Below are 17,196 nucleotides of genomic sequence, written 5' to 3' on the forward strand. Positions count from 1 at the left end.
CGCTGGGCACCGCAGGGAGACAAATCGAGTGAAACGTCTAGTTGTTGTGCTTACTTCTTGCTGGCCCGGGGGGCCTTGGCGGCCTTGGTGGCCTTTACGACTTTGGCAGCGGCTGCCTTCTTGGCAGTGCGCTTGCGCGTTGCCTTCTTGGCGGCCTTCTTGGCGCCAACGCGCTTGGCGGTGGCTTTCTTCGCACCTACGCGCTTGGCACCTGCCTTCTTGGCGGTCTTGCGCGCGGTGCGCTTCTTGGCGGTGGCCTTCTTGGCGACCGGCCGCTTCTTGGCGGCAGTTTTACGAGTGGTTTTCTTGGCGGCTTTCTTCGCCGACTTACGTGCAGTTTTCTTGGCAGTGGCCATAGTTCGTCTTAGCTCCTCATCAGTTGGCAGTGGTTGCCCAGTAAAAGCGTGGAGGAACGCCTCAACCAGCAGATCGCTGTTCGTGGCGTGCCTCAAATTGTTCACCTGTCGGTAAGTACGCAGATCCGACAGCAGTCGCAATACATGCATGGGAATGGAGACAGTGATCTTTCTTACCGCCTCCGCTTTCTCTCCATGTTCTACGTAAGGTTGGATGTATTTCGATGCCACCATTGGAAACGTTCCCCGTTTATGGTGCGAAAGCTATTCCTGAACATTTCAACTGTCAATTGATTTTTGCCATGAAATCAATCCCTTCGCCCGAACGATCGGTCGTCGACACGGCACGGAGGATGGTATTTCGATGACTCGATGCAATGCGATCAGCCGTCCAGACATCCTGATGATTTGCTTCGCACGTTTCTAGAAAAAGGCCAAAAACAAGCTAAAAATGTGATTTTTCTCATTCGCGTTGATACATGCATGCCGCCAATGCAAAGCGTGCAATGGTGCGAGGCGGCGTGCCGTTCCGACCGCCCGAACGGGCGATCCGGAAGCATGAACGAATTTAGACCGGGAGACGTCGCAACCGGTGCCGACGGGTGTCCGGAACATCCCGATCGCCCTCGATGCGCGCCGCGACCACCGGCCGTCGCATGCATGCGATGCGTGATCGACGCCGTCCTTCGGCGGTCGCCATGCAACGTCTGTAGAGGCTGCGTTGCGTTGTTGCGGAAACTTCTACACATACCGCCGACATGAGAACGGCCGCCTAGGCGGCCGTTCTCATGTCACGCCGATCGCACGTCAATGATCTTCGTTCTCGACCAGTTCGGCGTAGGCATCGGCGTCGAGCAGTTCGTCCAGTTCGCCGCGATCGCTGGCCTTCACCACGAACAGCCAGCCTTCGCCGTAGGCGTCTTCATTGATGGTTTCGGGCTTGTCGGCAAGGGCTTCGTTCACCTCGACGATCTCGCCGGAAACGGGGGAATAGATGTCGGAAGCGGCCTTGACCGACTCCACCGTGGCGGCGCCGCTTCCGGCCTGCACCGTGGCGCCCACCTCCGGCAGTTCGACGTAGACCAGGTCACCAAGCTGCTCTTGTGCATGGTCGGAAATGCCCACGCGAACCAACCCGTTGTCTTCGACACGGGCCCACTCGTGGGACTTGAGGAATTTCAGATCGCCGGGAATTTCGCTCGCGCTCATGGTCGGGTCCAGTGATTTCGATGAAGGGGTGAAAGTGCGGATTCTAACTGCTGACGTTGCGGGATGGGACATCCCGGAGCCTCTCGGACTTGAGTTGGCCGGGTTGCAAGTGCGCCGATCATTCAAGCCCGACAGGCCATTGGCGCTCAGATGCCTTCGCAGGCTTTGCCATCGCGCACGAACGGAAACTTCACCACGCGTACCGGCACCTCGCGGCCGCGGATGTCGACCCGCACGTTGTCGGCGACACCTGCCGGAATGCGTGCGAACGCCACCGACTTGTTCAAGGTGGGTGCGAAGCTGCCGGAAAGGATTTCCCCTTCGCCTTGCGGCGTGAGCACTTTCTGGCCGTGGCGCAGCACGCCTTTTTCATCCAGCACCAGGCCGACCATCGTGCGCGGCACGCCAACGGCCTTTTGTGCTTCCAGCGCCTTGCGGCCGATGAAGTCGCGGCCTTCGTCGAGCGAGATCGTCCATGCCAGGCTGGCTTCCCATGGCGTGACGTTTTCGTCCATGTCCTGGCCGTAGAGATTCATGCCCGCTTCCAGGCGCAGGGTATCGCGCGCACCGAGGCCGCACGCGGCGACGCCGGCTGCGGCCAATGCTTTCCAGAAGGCCACGGCGTGTTCTTCCGGCAACAGGATCTCGAAACCGTCCTCGCCGGTGTAACCGGTGCGCGCGATGAACAGCGGCATGCCATGCGGACCTTGCGCCGCGGCGGCGGCGAAGCGGCCGAGCTTTTCGATGCGCGGGCGATCCACCTCGTGCAGCAGGCCAAGCACCTTGGCGCGCGCGTTGGGCCCTTGCACGGCGATCATGGCGAAATCGGGACGCTCCTTGACCGTGACGCCGAACGCCTTGGCCTGTTGTTCGATCCAGGGCAGATCCTTGTCGCGCGTGGCTGCGTTGACGACCAAGCGAAAATGTTCGTCGCCCAGCAGGTACACGATCAGGTCGTCGATCACCCCGCCCTGCTCGTTGAGCATGCAGCTGTACAGCGCCTTGCCCTGCATCTTGAGTTTGTCGACGCTGTTGGCCAGCAGGTGGCGCAGGAATTCGCGCGTGCGGGCGCCATGCAGGTCGACCACGGTCATGTGCGACACATCGAACATGCCGGCGTCGCGGCGCACGGCGTGGTGTTCTTCAATCTGCGAGCCGTAACTGATCGGCATGTCCCACCCGCCGAAATCGACCATGCGCGCGCCGAGTTCGCGATGGAGGGCATTGAGTACGGTCTTCTTGGTCATGACAAGCCTGCGGGGTGGGGAGACCGCGCATTATCCCCAGCGCTCCGTGCCAATCCAAGTTGCAGGGCGTCATGGGTGACGGTGGTGCGCAGTGTCGATCAGGCGGAACGTGAGGTTGATGCGTGGCTGCGACACGCCGACGCTTTTCGGCAAATCATGCTGATAGTGGCGCTGGGTATCACCCGCCATGCACAGCAGGCTGCCGTGCGACAACGTGATACCACTGGCCTGCGCGGTACGCGTTCCGCGTGGCACACGGCGGCGGAAACGGAAGCGTCGCTCCGCCCCCAGGCTCAGCGACGCGATGACGGGTTGCGCGCCCAGCTCCGGCTCATCGTCGCTGTGCCAACCCATGGAATCCTGACCGTCACGGTACAGATTGGCGAGCACGCTGTTGAAATGCGCCTGGCAAGCCTGCTCGGCGCGTTCGCGCAGCAGGCGCAGCGCGGGCGTCCATGGCTTCGGTTCAAAACGGCTGCGCGAATACACATAGGTGGCGCCGGGATCGCCGATCCAGCAACTCAGCCGCGGTGCGTCGACATCGCGCCCCATCATGCGCAGGCGATGGCGCTCCCATGGAATCTCGGCCAATAGACGCCCGAGCAGTTCGTCGGCATCTTCGCGGGAGAGCCAGCATGGCGCATAGCGCACCTCCGCATCCGCCAATGGCAAGCGTTCCCAACCGGCGCAGGCAAGCTCAGCGATCATCACGCCCGACAGGATACTCAGGCGCTGCATCCAAGGTGGCCGACCATACCGCGGCCAGCTCAAGCAAACGCAGGTCCGAACCACGGGCACCGATCAATTGCATGCCGATCGGCAAACCGTTCGGCAGCATCCCCATGGGAATACTCACCGCCGGGCAACCGGCAAGATTGGCGAAGCTGGTGAGATCGGCTTGCGTATCCGGCACCGGCCCGTCCAGCGGGAAAGCGCCCTGTGGCGTGGTCGGCGTCACCAGCACATCGATCTGCGCGAACAGCCGGCGCATCTTGAGCGCGGCGGCATCGAGCACGCGATCGGCGTCGGCATAGTCGGCCGCCGTCTTGCGCGCCGCATAGTCGAGCAGCTCGCGAAACGGCGCGGAAACGGGATGCTCGGTGTCGGCAAGTTGCCTGGCAAACGTGCCGCGCATTTCCGCCTCCATCAGCAGCAAGCCGGCGCGGCGCGAGCGCGGGAAATGCCAGTCTTCGAAATCCACGGTGCGGCGTTCGCCCAGTTCGCCGTTGAGCTTGGCAAGCGCCGCCTCGAAGACATCCAGCACCTCCTGCTGCACACCCAGCGCAGACAGGTTGGGAAGCACGCCGCAGCGTAACTTGCCAGGCTCCCAGTCCGGCAACGACAGCGCGACGCGACGATGGCGCGACCGCGGGTCTTCCGCGTCGTAACCCGCAAGCACTTGCAACAGCACGGTGAGATCGTCGACACCGCGTGCAAGCAAACCCACGCTATCGAGGCGACGCGCGGCCGGCGTCATGCCGCGCGTGGAAACTTCGCCCTGCGTCGGCTTCAGCGCAAACACGCCGCAATAACTGGCGGGGATGCGGATCGACCCAAGGCTATCCGAACCGATGGCCGCCACCGCCAGGCCTGCCGCGACGGCCGCTGCGGCGCCGCCGGACGAACCGCCGGCCGTATAGCCGTGACGATGCGGGTTATGCGTAGGCCCGAAATGCGGGTTGTTGGTGACGGCGCCCAGCGCGCCTTCATCCATATGGGTCTTGCCGATCAGCACCGCACCCGATGCGCGCAACCGCGCCACCACGTGCGCGTCATGCTCCGCCGGCCGCCCTGGCCCCGGCAAGCCGGAACGCGTCACCCAACCGGCAATGTCGAAATTGTCCTTGAGCGCAATGGGTACGCCATCCAACCGCCCGATGACCCCGGCGCGCCGGCGGCGCTCGGCACCCTGCGCCTGCTCCATCATCAACCCCGGACTCAGGCCGACATAGGCGTTGAGCCGCGGGTTGCCGTGCTCGATCGCATCGAGATAAACCTCGGCCAGCCGGACTGGCTGCACCTGGCCCGAAGCCAGCCAGTGCAAGGTCTGGCATAGCGTGGCGCGGCGCAGATCGGTATCGCCGATTGGCGGAAAAGCATTCATGCACACTCCGGTGGCAGGGGGACATCCCATCAAGCTCGCCCCGCTACCGGTTTGCCGCGCAGCAGACGAAACCGGAGAATAGCGTCCCAGCCGTCACGGTAACCATACGTGCGGACATCCTCAGCAGCCCATGCCACCGACGGAGCCAGCCTCATGACCGAACGCGAGACGATGGAATACGACGTGATCGTCGTCGGCGCGGGGCCGGCGGGGCTGTCGTTCGCCATCCGCCTCAAGCAGCTCAAGCCGGACGTGACGGTGTGCGTGATCGAAAAGGCATCCACCATCGGCGCGCACATCCTTTCCGGCGCGGTGATCGAGCCGCAGCCACTGGATGCCCTGCTGCCCGGTTGGCGCGACAACCCGCCGCCGATCTGCGTAACCGCCACCGAAGACGAGTTCTGGCTGCTCACCAAGAGCGGCGGCCGCAAGCTGCCGGTGCCGGCGACGATGAACAATCACGGCAACTTCATCGTTTCGCTGGGCGCCATGTGCGCATGGCTCGCGCCGCAAGCCGAAGCGCTGGGGGTGGACGTATTCCCCGGCTTCGCCGCCGCCGACACCATCTATAGCGACGACGGCTCGGTGGCTGGCGTGCGCATCGGCGACATGGGCGTGGCGAAGGACGGCTCGCACAAACCCGGTTACACACAAGGCATCGACATCAAGGCCAAAGTCACCGTACTGGCCGAAGGCGCACGCGGCAGCCTCACCAAGCAGCTGATCAAACGTTTCAAGCTGGACCAGCACAGCGACCCGCAAGGTTATTCCATCGGCATCAAGGAACTGTGGCAGGTGCCGGCGGGACGGGTCACGCCCGGCAAAATCTTCCATAGCTTCGGCTGGCCGGCCGACAACCGCATCTACGGCGGCGCCTTCCTCTATCACCTGGACAAAGACCGCATCGCGCTCGGCTACGTCAGCGGACTCGATTACAAAGACCCCAACTACCAGCCATGGGAAGCCTTCCAGCAATGGAAGAACCACCCCATGATCAAATCGCTGCTCGAAGGCGGCAGCATTCTTTCGGCCGGCGCACGCGCCATCGTCACCGGCGGCTACCAATCACTGCCAAACGTGGAGATGCCCGGCGCCCTGCTGATCGGCGACACCGCCGGCCTGCTCAACGTGCCCAAGATCAAAGGCACCCACCAGGCGATCAAGAGCGGCATGCTCGCCGCCGAACATCTCGCCGCAACCGACCTGAAACCCGCCGGCTTCGACGCCAAGCTGCGCAGCTCGGAGGTGATGGCCGAACTCAAGCAAGTCCGCAACATCAAGCCCGGCTTCAAGAAAGGCCTGTGGTTCGGCATGTTCAACGCCGCCTGGGAAACCGCGATCGGCGGCAAGTCGCCGTGGACGTTGAAGAACAAGGCCGACTGGAACTCGCTGCACAAGCTTGGGCAGTACGAAGAACCCAAGCGCGACTATGTACAACGCGAACTGCCCCCGCGCGACCGCTTGGCCGGGGTCTACTTCGCCGCGACCGAACACGACGAAGACCAGCCCGTCCACCTGCACGTCTCCGATACATCGGTCTGCGTGACGAAATGCGCCGAGGAGTACGGCAACCCCTGCACCCGCTTCTGCCCCGCCAACGTTTACGAAATCGTCAACGACGAGGCGGGCAAGCGCCTGCAGATCAACGCCGCCAACTGCGTGCATTGCAAGACCTGCGACATCAAAGATCCGTACGAAATCATCAACTGGGTTCCGCCTGAGGGTGGGTCTGGTCCGAATTATCAGAATTTGTGATCAGGCAATTGTATGGATAAGGCCGTGTTCGTCGACGCCTACGACCAATTGATGGAGCATGGTTATGCCGTCATCCCCAACGCTTTGGACATCGCCTGTTGCCAACGCGCGCTTGCATCGATTGAAGCATTCAAACGTAAGCACCAAGCCATGGTCGCGCCGAATGCTGATGAGTTTGGACATCTCTACAGAGTAGTGAACCTGCACCTTGCGCTCGACAGCCTGGCGGACGCCTTTGTCGAGAGCCATGCTGCGCTGGCAGTAGCCGATCGTTATTTCGGTCGGTCGGCAGCACTTTACACAACCCTATACTACGAACGCGGCTCGGAACAGTCGCTTCATCGTGATACACCCTACTTCTGCACCAAGCCATCGGACCACTATCTGGGCATGTGGCTCGCGCTTGATGACGTTGATGAAGGTAACGGCCCCTTGCGGGTCGTACCTGGAAGCCATCAGTTGCCCCCTATCGATGTTGAAGCACTTGCTCGCGAACTGTTTCCCAACCAGGAGAGCATCCCCAAGATTTCTGATAAAGGCTTTGCGGGATATCAGGCGGAAGTGCAGCGACTTAGCGATGCGCATGGACTCTCCGCGCGAGAGGTGCATGTACGACGCGGGGATGTCATCCTCTGGCACCCCTCCATGTTTCATGGGGGGATGCCTCATCTGACGAAGAACCGCCCGCGTCGCAGCCTGGTGATGCATATAACACCCATGGGCGTTCCGGTTTACCAGCTTGACGTTTTCTTTCAGCCGTCCAAGCCGGTACCAGATCGCGCCAGCTGGCGTTATTACCGTCATCGGGATCGCAAGATCGCAAAGTTCGACCAAATCGATTTCGGGCATCAATATGTGATGCCAGTGCGACGCCTGCGATGGCCCTGAATTCAATAAAACCTAGCAAAAGTCGTTACACCTGGGTGCGGTGGATGGCGGACAATTCCCCCGCTCCGAAGACGAGAAAATGTCACTGAGCACGTCCCTGCAATGGCGGTACAAGCGCCTGCATTATCTCTGGAACCGTACCATTGGCAGTCTTGCCCTGCGTGGCCTGCGGGGCACGATAGCGCGTATTGCGCAGGAGCTTCAGCGCCAGCCGAGGGAATCAAGTGCACTGCGCCTGCTGCCGCTCGACAGTCATACCGATGGGCTCGTCTTTCCCGCCTCACCATTACCGCTGGTGTCGATCGTCATCCCCGTCTACGGCAAGCTTGATTACACAGTCACTTGCCTGCGTTCGCTATCGCAGCACACGAACAACATCGCCATTGAAGTGATCGTGGTGGACGACGCATCTCCTGATCAGAGCGCAACCGCATTGCAAGCGATTGAAGGACTCCGGCTTATCGAAAATCCGAAAAACCTAGGCTTTGTCGGAAGCTGCAATGCAGGCGCAAACGCAGCGCGCGGCGAATATCTCGTTTTCTTGAACAACGATACCCAGGTCACTCCAGGCTGGCTGGATGCGCTGCTGAGCTGCTTTGCGGAAGAGTCCGATTGCGGCTTGGCAGGAAGCCGTCTCGTTTATCCCGATGGACGCCTGCAGGAGGCCGGCGGCTGGATTTTCAGTGACGGCACCGCATGGAACGTCGGGCGTTTCGACTCACGCACTGCCGCAACCTATGGCTATCGCCGTCGCACCGATTACCTCTCGGGGGCGACAATCATGATTCGGCGCGAATTGTTCCTGAAACTAGGCGGCTTCGATGAACGCTATGCACCGGCCTACTACGAAGACACCGATCTTGCTTTTGCCGTACGCGACACTGGATTGTCAGTGTTCTACGAACCCACTAGCGTGGTAGTGCATTGCGAAGGCATCAGTGCAGGAACAGACCTCTCCGCAGGCATGAAGCAATACCAGGTCACCAATCGCACGAAGTTCGTCGAGAAGTGGCAACGCCGTTTGCAGGAGCAACCCTCACCAGGCACGCCCATCACACAGCTATGGCAGCGTTATACCCGTGGCCATATTCTCGTAGTCGACGTCACGACGCCGGATCCATCCCGCGACTCGGGCTCTCTGCGCCTGTTCGAGATCCTGCACATTCTGCATCACGAAGGCTGGCGCCTGAGCTTTGTGCCGGACGATGGCTTTGCCGATGAAGCATCCGTCGCAGCGCTCGGACGTCTTGGCGTACAAGTCCTCTGCCGCCCGGAAGTAACCCAGTTGCCCAAGTGGCTGAAGCAGCATGGCGCATCACTGCATGCTGTCATGCTTTGCAGGCATACCGTCGCCGGACAATACGCAGATATCGTGCGGCGCGCTGCACCCCAAGCCAGGCTGATTCTCGACACCGTGGACCTGCATTTCCTGCGGGAGCAACGCGCCGCCGAGCTGGATGGCAATCCATCACTGCGGCGCCAGGCGGAGGCCTCACGCCGTAGTGAGCTGGCCCTTATTGAACAATGCGATGTCAGCTTTGTGGTCAGCGCCGAAGAGCAAGTGCTACTCCAACGTCTCGCCCCTCATGCCCAGGTGGAGCTGCTGAGCAACATCCACCACGTCCATGGCCGCCAGCATCCCTACGCGGGACGGCAAGACCTGGTGTTCATCGGTGGCTATGGGCATCCGCCAAACGCCGACGCCATCCATTGGATTGCCGACGAACTCATGCCGCCACTGCATGCTGCCTTCCCTGATATGCACATACATATTCTGGGTGATATTCCAGATGCCGCCCGCGCCTCATTGCGACGCCCAGGCATGGAAATTCACGGTCGTATCAAGGACCTCTCACCTTGGCTGCACCATTGCCTCGCTTCATTGGCGCCCCTGCGATTCGGGGCCGGCGTCAAGGGCAAGATCAACATGGCCATGAGCTTCGGCTTGCCTGTCATTGCTACCGACATCGCCATCGAGGGCATGCAGCTACACCATGGAACGGATGTCCTCGTCGCCAATCAACCCGCCGATATGGTCGAAGCGATCCGCCTGCTGGCAACAGATGAAAGCCTTTGGATTCGTCTTTCCGACGCTGGCCTGGAGAACGTACGACAGCATTTTTCACCAGCCGCGGCGCGAGACACGCTTCGGAAGGTTCTTGGCTAATTTCCGCCGGGACCCGTTACGATTCCGCCCATGCCCTTGCCCGCGTTTGCCAAGACCACACTCTTCCACCTGTTGCGCACAGGCTTTCGCTTGCTGCCCTTACCTACGGCGGTACGCGATCGCATGCGCCAGCGCTTTCTGGATCGGCACTCTGAATTGGTTCCGGCCGGCCCCCGAGGTCATGTAGCCCTCGCAATACAACCGGAGCAACGACCGAGGGTCATCGCCGGCGGTCCCGCGATTGGCTATCGCCATAGACAGCCAGGCGATCTGCCAAACCCTATGCCTGCGACTTTGGTCGCTTTCTATCTGCCCCAATTCCATCCCATTGCTGAAAACGACACGTGGTGGGGGGCGGGCTTTACGGAATGGAAAAACGTGGCACGCGCCTTGCCGCAATTCGAGGGACATGCCCAGCCGCGTATCCCCGGCGAGCTTGGGTTCTACGACCTACGCGTTGCGGATGTCATGCGCCAGCAGATGCAGCTGGCGCGCGAATATGGCATTGGCGCCTTCTGCAGCTACTTTTATTGGTTTGGCGGCAAAACCCTGCTCGAACTGCCCTTACAGCAATGGCTGAACGATCCAACCATGGATCTTCCCATTTGCCTTTGCTGGGCCAACGAAAACTGGTCCAGGCGCTGGGACGGCCGCGCAGACGAAATCCTTATCGGGCAACAGCACAGCGCCGAGGACGACATCGCCTTCATCGCCCACGTGGCGCGATACCTGGCCGATCCGCGCTACCTACGTGTCGACGGCAAACCCATGCTATTGGTCTATCGGCCTGGCTTGCTGCCCGATCCCAAGGCAACCACTGAGCGCTGGCGTGATTGGTGTCGTCAGCACGGGCTTGGAGAAATCCATCTCGCCTACGTGCAAAGCTTCGACCGCGTCGATCCTCGTGAGATCGGCTTCGATGCCGCCGTAGCGTTTCCTCCCAACAACACGACGCTCAAACCCATCACGGGCCGCCAGCGGCTCTTGAATCCGGAATTTCGTGGAGACGTTTACGACTGGCGCGAACTCGTGCGCGCCATAAGCGAACAGCCCGATCCGGATTACCCGCTCTTCCCATGCGTCAATCCAGGCTGGGACAACGAGCCGCGCCGCAGCGGAAACGGTCGCGTTTTTGCACACGCCTCGCCGCATGCATATGGCAACTGGCTTTGGCGCGCCATTGCCGCCGCCCGAAGGCGGACACCGCACTTTCCCTTGGTATTTATCAATGCATGGAACGAGTGGGCAGAGGGAGCGATTCTTGAACCAGACAGCCGCTTAGGCTTTGCATGGCTGGAAGCCACGCGCACAGCGTTGCGGAAATCTGCAGAAGCATTGCCAACCCCACCCACGCGGCCTTGCGCAATCATCCACGCATGGTACCTGGAGGTCCTCGAAGAAATGGTTTTGGCGCTTCGAGACAGCGGCATTGATTGGCGCATCATCTTTACGACTCCCCCTACACACGAGCAGGCGCTACGCAACTGTTTGCGACATCTTGGAGTGCCGGAAGAAGTTTATGTGTTCGAAAATCGGGGGCGCGACATGCTGCCCTTTTTGCAAGTCGCTGATCAGCTTCTGGAAGAAGGCGTGGATGTTGTACTTAAGCTACACACAAAGCGATCTACACATAGAAGGGACGGCGACCAATGGCGAAGAGAACTCATTGACAAGCTGGCTTCGCCACATAGCGCAAAACGCATCCTCACAGCATTTCAGTCCAACCCACGTCTGGGCCTGGTCGCCGCCGAAGGTCACTTGCAACCTCTTGACTACTATTGGGGCGCAAACGAAGCAAATGTGCGCTATTTGATTTCGCGATTGGGCATCGCGGCACCATCGTTGGAAGTTGACCGCTTCATAGCCGGCAGCATGTTCTGGGCAAGGCTGGACGCTTTGCGCCCCATCCTGGACGCACATCTTGGCCTGTGGGAATTCGAAGACGAAGCCGGTCAACTGGATGGCACATTGGCACATGCCATAGAGCGCGTCGTTGCTTTGTCAGCCAAGGCTGCTGGGTATGCCATCGACGATACAGCCACGCTTGGGGGATTGCTTTCGGCTACCGGCACCGTTAAGCCCTATCCGTACGCACGGCGAAGCAGCTAGCCCGACTCCTGACCCCGCACGCGCCCCACCATTCGCCAGCGCATGGTCCCTCCAATCCGGTTAGAATAAGCGTTTGCATGACATCCCATGCGCCCACAAGGCGTCCGGTACAAGGAAACGCAAATGAAGATTCTGGTCGGCTACAAGCGTGTGGTGGACTACAACGTCCGCATCCAGGTCAAGCCCGACGGCACCGGCGTGGTGACCGACGGCGTGAAGCTCTCCGCCAATCCCTTTGACGACATCGCCCTGGAAGAAGCGCTTCGCTTGCGTGAAAAGGGCGTAGCCGAGGAAGTGGTGGTAGTGGGAATCGGCCCGGCCGATCTGACCGCGCATTTGCGCAACGGCCTGGCGATGGGCGCCAACCGTGCCATTCATGTGGTGACGCCGGACCCTGTGCAACCACTCACCGCTGCGCGCGTATTCCTGAAATTGGTGGAAAAGGAACAGCCCGGCTTGGTCATCCTTGGCAAGCAAGCCATTGACGACGATGCCAATCAGACCGGTCAGATGCTGGGAGCCCTGTGGGATCGCCCCCAGGCAACGTTCGCCAGCAAAGTCGAGATTCTCAATGGCAATGCCACAGTGACACGCGAAGTAGACGCCGGGCTGGAAGTGATCGAAGCCGAGCTGCCCGCCGTGATCACCACCGACCTGCGCTTGAACGAACCGCGCTTCATCAAATTGCCAGACATCATGAAAGCCAAATCCAAGCCAATCGACACCATCGATTTCGCTTCACTGGGCGTGGATACCCACGATCAGCTCAAGACCACGCACTACGCTGCGCCGGCCAAGCGCAGCAAGGGGGTGATGGTCAAAGATGCCGCCGAGTTGGTTGCGACGTTGAAACAGAAGGGGCTGCTCTGAGCAGCCGGCCGGAATCAAGGAGACATCCATGAGCAAGATCCTGGTTATCGCCGAACATCTGGACGGCAAACTGAACCCCTCCACCGCGCGCGCCGTGAGCGCCGCCGCCGCGATGAAACCTGAAACCATCGACGTATTGGTACTCAGCGACAACGTTGAAGCCATTGCCGCGGCCGCTGCGAAGATCGAAGGAGTAAGCCGCGTGCTGACTGTCACACACGCCGAGAATGCCCACCCACTGGCTGCCGTGCTTGCCCCTCAGATTGCCAAAGCGGCGGCCGGCTACAGTCATGTATTCGCTCCCTCCACCACCTTCGGCAAGGACGTCGCGCCACGCGTAGCCGCGCTGCTCGGCGTGGCCCAAGTCAGTGACGTAATGAGCGTGGAAGGCAGCCACACCTTCAAACGGCCGATCTACGCCGGCAACGCCATCATCACAGTGGAAGCCGATGCGGCGCACGCCGTTGTTGCCACCATCCGCACGGCCTCGTGGCCGGCTGCTGCCACCGGCGCGCACGCCGCGCCTATCGAAGCGCTCAGCCTGGACGCGACGCTGCCTTCGCACACGCGCTTCGTCGAGCTCAAGCAGGGCAAAAGCGATCGCCCTGACCTGCAGAGCGCCAGCAAAGTCGTATCCGGCGGTCGCGGCGTGGGTTCGAAGGAAAACTTCGAGATCATCTACAAATTCGCCGACAAGATCGGCGCCGCCGTGGGTGCATCCCGCGCAGCCGTCGATGCCGGTTACGTGCCAAACGAACTACAGGTCGGTCAGACCGGCAAGATCATCGCGCCGGAACTGTACATGGCCATCGGCATTTCCGGTGCTATCCAGCATCTTACTGGCATCAAGGACGCAGGCACCATCGTGGCGATCAACAAGGATGTCGAGGCACCGATTTTCGAAGTGGCTGATATCGGCTTGGTGGGCGATTTGTTCAAGTTGATTCCAGAGCTGGAACAAGCCATGGGCTTTGGCTGAACAGAGACAATGCTTAAAGCCTGTCTAGCAAGACATTAAGAAAGTGTCTTACCATATTAAGTTGACCTGTTTTTTTATCTTTATCACAGTCGGCAATATTGCAAACGTGCCGTAATACAAGGTGGGTCATGCAATTTCCGAAGCTCGGCAAAATGGTGAAGCAGATGATGCGTAGTATGGGCTCCACGTCTGAAGGCACTCCTTCCGGCGCTGCCATGGAAGCATTGGATATAAAATCACACACCTCTGGGGGAAAGGTAGACAACATCCTCACTAGCGTATCGTTGGAGAATTCCGGCCTATTCGATCGGGGGTGGTACTTGGCCACATACGAAGACGTTGCGCTTCGTGGCGTGGATCCGCTTGACCACTACCTCAGTCATGGTTGGCGAGAAGGCCGATCGCCTAGTGCTTTTTTCGATACGCGATGGTATCTAAGTCAATACAACGACGTAGCTGAGGCATCAATCGATCCGCTTAGACACTACCTTATTTATGGTCAATTCGAAGGGCGGGTGCCGAATCCATTCTTCGATGCTAAATGGTACGAAAGCACGATCAAACGTTCACCTGACGAGAGAAAACTGACACCATACACGATCTATCTCAGGCGTGGATTGGCCGAGGGACACCCCCCTCTTCCCGAGTTGCAGACCATATTCGGGCTCAGAGGCAAGGTATCAGAGAACGCCTACGATGAATATAAGCGGCTAATCACTGCGATGCGTCCATGGTGGGAAAGATTCGGTCGCGGCAAAACTTCCATCCTGCTAGCGTTGTTCAGCCCTTATCAAGATTCAACCGCCATGAACGGCGTGTGCGATGACGCCGTGGAGAAGCTCATCGGTTTCCTTGAACAAGCATGGGCGCAGAGTGTGGACCCCGGACCATTTTTTCAGGCGGCATACTACGAGCGAATACTGCGGAGTCGTGGAATGGAGCCGCAGCCTGATGAAACCTTGCTCCAGCATTTTTTACGCGAGGGAGTCGATCTACGGATTATTCCCACCGAATGCTTCGATGAAGCGGCCTACTATCAATTAAACCTCGACATCACTCCGGACACTTGCTGGGGCTTTGAGCATTTCATTCGGTGGGGTGTATTCGAGGGCCGCCGTATGTCCCGCGCGCCACGTCTAGTCCTAACCCAGCTTACGGCGCATGTGGGCCCTCTTGAAACACGCATCAACAATTGGAAGTATTTTCTAGCCACCTGCGGGAGCCCACAGAAGCTTGATGGGATCTACCGTGACGTAGCTTCCTACACCAAGATCATTGACGACATTTTCCACGCCTCCATTTTTGCAGAGGCAATGCAACGAGCTGTCCAGATCGACCCGGCCATCGGCGATCCGTCAGACATCAGCGAGGTGCTTGTACCGCCATTTCATGACGCACGAAATATCGCTCGCCGTTCCTTACGTGCGCGCTTGCCAAGACATCACTACGACACAATCGTTTGCGTCCCTTGGATTCGCACCGGAGGAGCGGATCTTGTCGCCTGCCAGATAAGCACAGCAATCCAACTTGCACGGAAAGATGAGTCCATTCTCATTTTGCGAACGGACCAACCCAATTTCGATCGCCCAGAATGGGTGCCTGAAGGCGCTGATGTCGTTGATGCGTCCGATATCTTCAAGAGCATTCTACCCATCGATGCGCAAATACTGCTCTACGGCTTGATAAAGGGACTGTCGCCTAAGCGTGTAATTAACGTTAACAGCCGTCTGTGCTGGGATACGCTCGCGCGCTTCGGCTCGCGTTTAGCAAACAGTACGTATCTGTATTCCTATTTGTTTTGCTGGGACCAAACACCTCGTAATTATCGAGTTGGTTATCCAAGCGAGTTTTTTCCGGAGACAGCACACAATCTCCACGCGGTCTTTACGGACACCGTCTACCTCAAGAACGAGCTTACGAAGATCTATCACCCTCCCGCACACGTGCGAGATCGTATTGTACCCCTCTTTTCTCCGGCCAAAACTGAAATTTCAGGGCCTACAATGACAGAAGAGAGTATCAAGCGAGCGGGCAGTCGGCGACGCTGGAAAGTCCTGTGGGCAGGCAGACTCGACCGACAGAAGCGTTTCGATCTTGTGCAAGAGATTGCCAGAGCCATGCCGGATGTCGATTTTGTTTGTTGGGGATCGGCCATACTTGATGCGCCCCCAGATCTCAAAAAGACGCCGTCCAACCTCGTATTACACGACGGATTCTCCTCCTACAACGACCTGCCTCTACGCGATGCTGAACTGTGGCTGTTCACTTCCGAATGGGAGGGAATGCCCACAATACTTATCGAACTAGCTCACCGGGGCGTCTGCGTTGTAGCGAGCTCCGTGGGAGGCGTGCCTGAGCTTATCGATGAGCAGACCGGCTGGCCTGTGAATAACGTGCGCAGTATCGACGCCTACGTATCTGCCATCCGAGAAGCATTGCGTTCGCCCGGCGAACGGGTGATACGTGCCACTAAACTCCGCGAGCGAGCGCGTACTCGTCATACCATGGTGTCTTATGTACGGCAGATCTCCGACGTCTTAAGTAAAGAGGGTAATGTCTAATGGATATCTCTGCCATCTTGACTGGCCACTCGGAAGGCTTGCTTAGCGGCCCCTCTATCGCGAGTTTCCGGGAGGCTATTGATTTTGCTCGAGGCAGGGGATTGTCCGTCGAACCCATTGTCATCCTAGATCGCCCGAGTGCGTTGACTAAGGACATGTTTACAGATGCGGCGTCCTGGGGGGCAACTTTGTTCACTACCGATTATGGTGATCCGGGCCTTGCGCGCAATCACGGCGTGTCCCAGTCAACAGGTCACTTTGTGACATTTCTCGACGCAGACGATCTGTGGAGCTTCAATTGGCTCACTGCGGCCCATGAGCTTTGTATGAGGGAAAATCGTGATGTCATCGCTCATTCACAGCTAAACATGAGCTTTGGTCGTGAACGACTGTATTGGCTGCATATCGATTCCGAGCATCCGAGCTTCGACCCAGCTTATTTGCAAATCGGTAACTATTGGGATGCGCTCTCTTTCGCACCACGCCGTATCTTTGCAGAGATACCATTTCATAAGAACGAACTCTCGGCTGGTTATGGGCATGAGGATTGGCACTGGAATTGTCTAACGTTATCCATGGGTTATCCACATAAGCCCGTGACAGACACTGTTCACATGAAGCGTAGGCGTCTCGGCTCGCAAAGCGCGAGGGCAAATAGTAATGACGTCGTTCCATGGCCAACGGACGTGGTGTTGTTCACAGTGTGATCTGCCGCCGGCAGCTAGATTGCGCATGGTCTGTATATCAGCCGCCACCAGTCGTCTGGTGCAGCTTTTCGCAATCGGAAAAACAACGTATGCAAGAAGTGCCTAAAAAGAAACTTATCGTCGTCCTCGGCATGCATCGCAGCGGCACGAGTGCGATTACCCGTTCGCTTAAGGCCCTGGGCGTGGACTTAGGAGATACGCTTGTTCCGCCCGTAGCTGGCGACAACGACAAAGGTTTTTGGGA

Annotated in this window: 13 protein-coding genes; 8 read left to right on the top strand and 5 right to left on the bottom strand. The window is 59.1% G+C overall.

The features are described 5' to 3' along the window. Positions 1-50 precede the first annotated feature (50 nt). From metJ to VMA74_RS01210, 5 genes are all read right to left on the bottom strand, one after another. Entirely contained in the window at positions 51-590 is a 540-nt protein-coding gene (metJ, locus tag VMA74_RS01190; protein WP_325363993.1) for a met regulon transcriptional regulator MetJ, read from the bottom strand. Positions 591-1,163: 573 nt separating this feature from the next. Beyond that, the gene (gcvH, locus tag VMA74_RS01195) at positions 1,164-1,565 is read right to left on the bottom strand and encodes a glycine cleavage system protein GcvH (protein ID WP_325363995.1); all 402 of its coding nucleotides are present in this window, start codon (positions 1,563-1,565) and stop codon (positions 1,164-1,166) included. Between the two features lie 146 nt (positions 1,566-1,711). Further along, positions 1,712-2,812, bottom strand: a complete 1,101-nt coding sequence (gene gcvT / locus VMA74_RS01200) for a glycine cleavage system aminomethyltransferase GcvT (RefSeq protein WP_325363997.1) — start codon at positions 2,810-2,812, stop codon at positions 1,712-1,714. Between the two features lie 69 nt (positions 2,813-2,881). Continuing rightward, positions 2,882-3,520, bottom strand: a complete 639-nt coding sequence (locus tag VMA74_RS01205) for an alpha-ketoglutarate-dependent dioxygenase AlkB (protein ID WP_325364021.1) — start codon at positions 3,518-3,520, stop codon at positions 2,882-2,884. Then, positions 3,510-4,916: an amidase gene (locus tag VMA74_RS01210; protein WP_325363999.1), complete on the bottom strand. Its 1,407-nt coding sequence runs from the start codon at positions 4,914-4,916 to the stop codon at positions 3,510-3,512. Before VMA74_RS01210 ends, VMA74_RS01205 begins: the two co-directional genes overlap by 11 nt. 153 nt (positions 4,917-5,069) lie before the next feature. Between VMA74_RS01210 and VMA74_RS01215 the strand changes: the two genes are divergently transcribed. The 8 genes from VMA74_RS01215 (at position 5,070) to VMA74_RS01250 (ending at position 16,952) form a co-directional block, all read left to right on the top strand. Beyond that, entirely contained in the window at positions 5,070-6,671 is a 1,602-nt protein-coding gene (locus tag VMA74_RS01215; protein ID WP_325364001.1) for an electron transfer flavoprotein-ubiquinone oxidoreductase, read from the top strand. Between the two features lie 24 nt (positions 6,672-6,695). Further along, the gene (locus VMA74_RS01220; RefSeq protein ID WP_325364003.1) at positions 6,696-7,559 is read left to right on the top strand and encodes a phytanoyl-CoA dioxygenase family protein; all 864 of its coding nucleotides are present in this window, start codon (positions 6,696-6,698) and stop codon (positions 7,557-7,559) included. A gap of 79 nt (positions 7,560-7,638) precedes the next feature. After that, the gene (locus VMA74_RS01225) at positions 7,639-9,726 is read left to right on the top strand and encodes a glycosyltransferase (RefSeq protein WP_325364005.1); all 2,088 of its coding nucleotides are present in this window, start codon (positions 7,639-7,641) and stop codon (positions 9,724-9,726) included. Between the two features lie 30 nt (positions 9,727-9,756). Further along, positions 9,757-11,835 (top strand): glycoside hydrolase family 99-like domain-containing protein, encoded by a 2,079-nt coding sequence (locus VMA74_RS01230; protein ID WP_325364007.1) that lies wholly within the window; start codon positions 9,757-9,759, stop codon positions 11,833-11,835. Positions 11,836-11,958: 123 nt separating this feature from the next. Continuing rightward, a complete protein-coding gene (locus VMA74_RS01235) occupies positions 11,959-12,705 on the top strand; it encodes an electron transfer flavoprotein subunit beta/FixA family protein (RefSeq protein ID WP_325364009.1) in 747 nt (248 codons plus the stop codon). A 28-nt stretch (positions 12,706-12,733) separates the two neighbouring features. Further along, on the top strand, positions 12,734-13,684 hold the full coding sequence (locus VMA74_RS01240; RefSeq protein WP_325364011.1) for an electron transfer flavoprotein subunit alpha/FixB family protein: 951 nt from the start codon (positions 12,734-12,736) through the stop codon (positions 13,682-13,684). Positions 13,685-13,812: 128 nt separating this feature from the next. Next, positions 13,813-16,245, top strand: a complete 2,433-nt coding sequence (locus VMA74_RS01245) for a glycosyltransferase family 4 protein (protein ID WP_325364013.1) — start codon at positions 13,813-13,815, stop codon at positions 16,243-16,245. Next, positions 16,245-16,952, top strand: coding sequence for a glycosyltransferase family A protein (locus VMA74_RS01250; protein WP_325364015.1), 708 nt, complete (start codon positions 16,245-16,247; stop codon positions 16,950-16,952). Before VMA74_RS01245 ends, VMA74_RS01250 begins: the two co-directional genes overlap by 1 nt. The last annotated feature ends 244 nt before the right edge of the window (positions 16,953-17,196 follow it).

Source organism: Dyella sp., assembly GCF_035508675.1.
In the GTDB taxonomy this organism is placed as follows: domain Bacteria; phylum Pseudomonadota; class Gammaproteobacteria; order Xanthomonadales; family Rhodanobacteraceae; genus Dyella_B.

Excerpts from the sequence above, each read along its gene's own strand:
- metJ (WP_325363993.1), bottom strand. The coding sequence starts at position 590 with ATGGTGGCATCGAAATACATCCAACCTTACGTAGAACATGGAGAGAAA.
- VMA74_RS01240 (WP_325364011.1), top strand. The coding sequence starts at position 12,734 with ATGAGCAAGATCCTGGTTATCGCCGAACATCTGGACGGCAAACTGAAC.
- VMA74_RS01215 (WP_325364001.1), top strand. The coding sequence starts at position 5,070 with ATGACCGAACGCGAGACGATGGAATACGACGTGATCGTCGTCGGCGCG.
- gcvT (WP_325363997.1), bottom strand. The coding sequence starts at position 2,812 with ATGACCAAGAAGACCGTACTCAATGCCCTCCATCGCGAACTCGGCGCG.
- VMA74_RS01230 (WP_325364007.1), top strand. The coding sequence starts at position 9,757 with ATGCCCTTGCCCGCGTTTGCCAAGACCACACTCTTCCACCTGTTGCGC.
- gcvH (WP_325363995.1), bottom strand. The coding sequence starts at position 1,565 with ATGAGCGCGAGCGAAATTCCCGGCGATCTGAAATTCCTCAAGTCCCAC.
- VMA74_RS01210 (WP_325363999.1), bottom strand. The coding sequence starts at position 4,916 with ATGAATGCTTTTCCGCCAATCGGCGATACCGATCTGCGCCGCGCCACG.
- VMA74_RS01250 (WP_325364015.1), top strand. The coding sequence starts at position 16,245 with ATGGATATCTCTGCCATCTTGACTGGCCACTCGGAAGGCTTGCTTAGC.
- VMA74_RS01235 (WP_325364009.1), top strand. The coding sequence starts at position 11,959 with ATGAAGATTCTGGTCGGCTACAAGCGTGTGGTGGACTACAACGTCCGC.
- VMA74_RS01225 (WP_325364005.1), top strand. The coding sequence starts at position 7,639 with ATGTCACTGAGCACGTCCCTGCAATGGCGGTACAAGCGCCTGCATTAT.
- VMA74_RS01245 (WP_325364013.1), top strand. The coding sequence starts at position 13,813 with ATGCAATTTCCGAAGCTCGGCAAAATGGTGAAGCAGATGATGCGTAGT.
- VMA74_RS01205 (WP_325364021.1), bottom strand. The coding sequence starts at position 3,520 with ATGATCGCTGAGCTTGCCTGCGCCGGTTGGGAACGCTTGCCATTGGCG.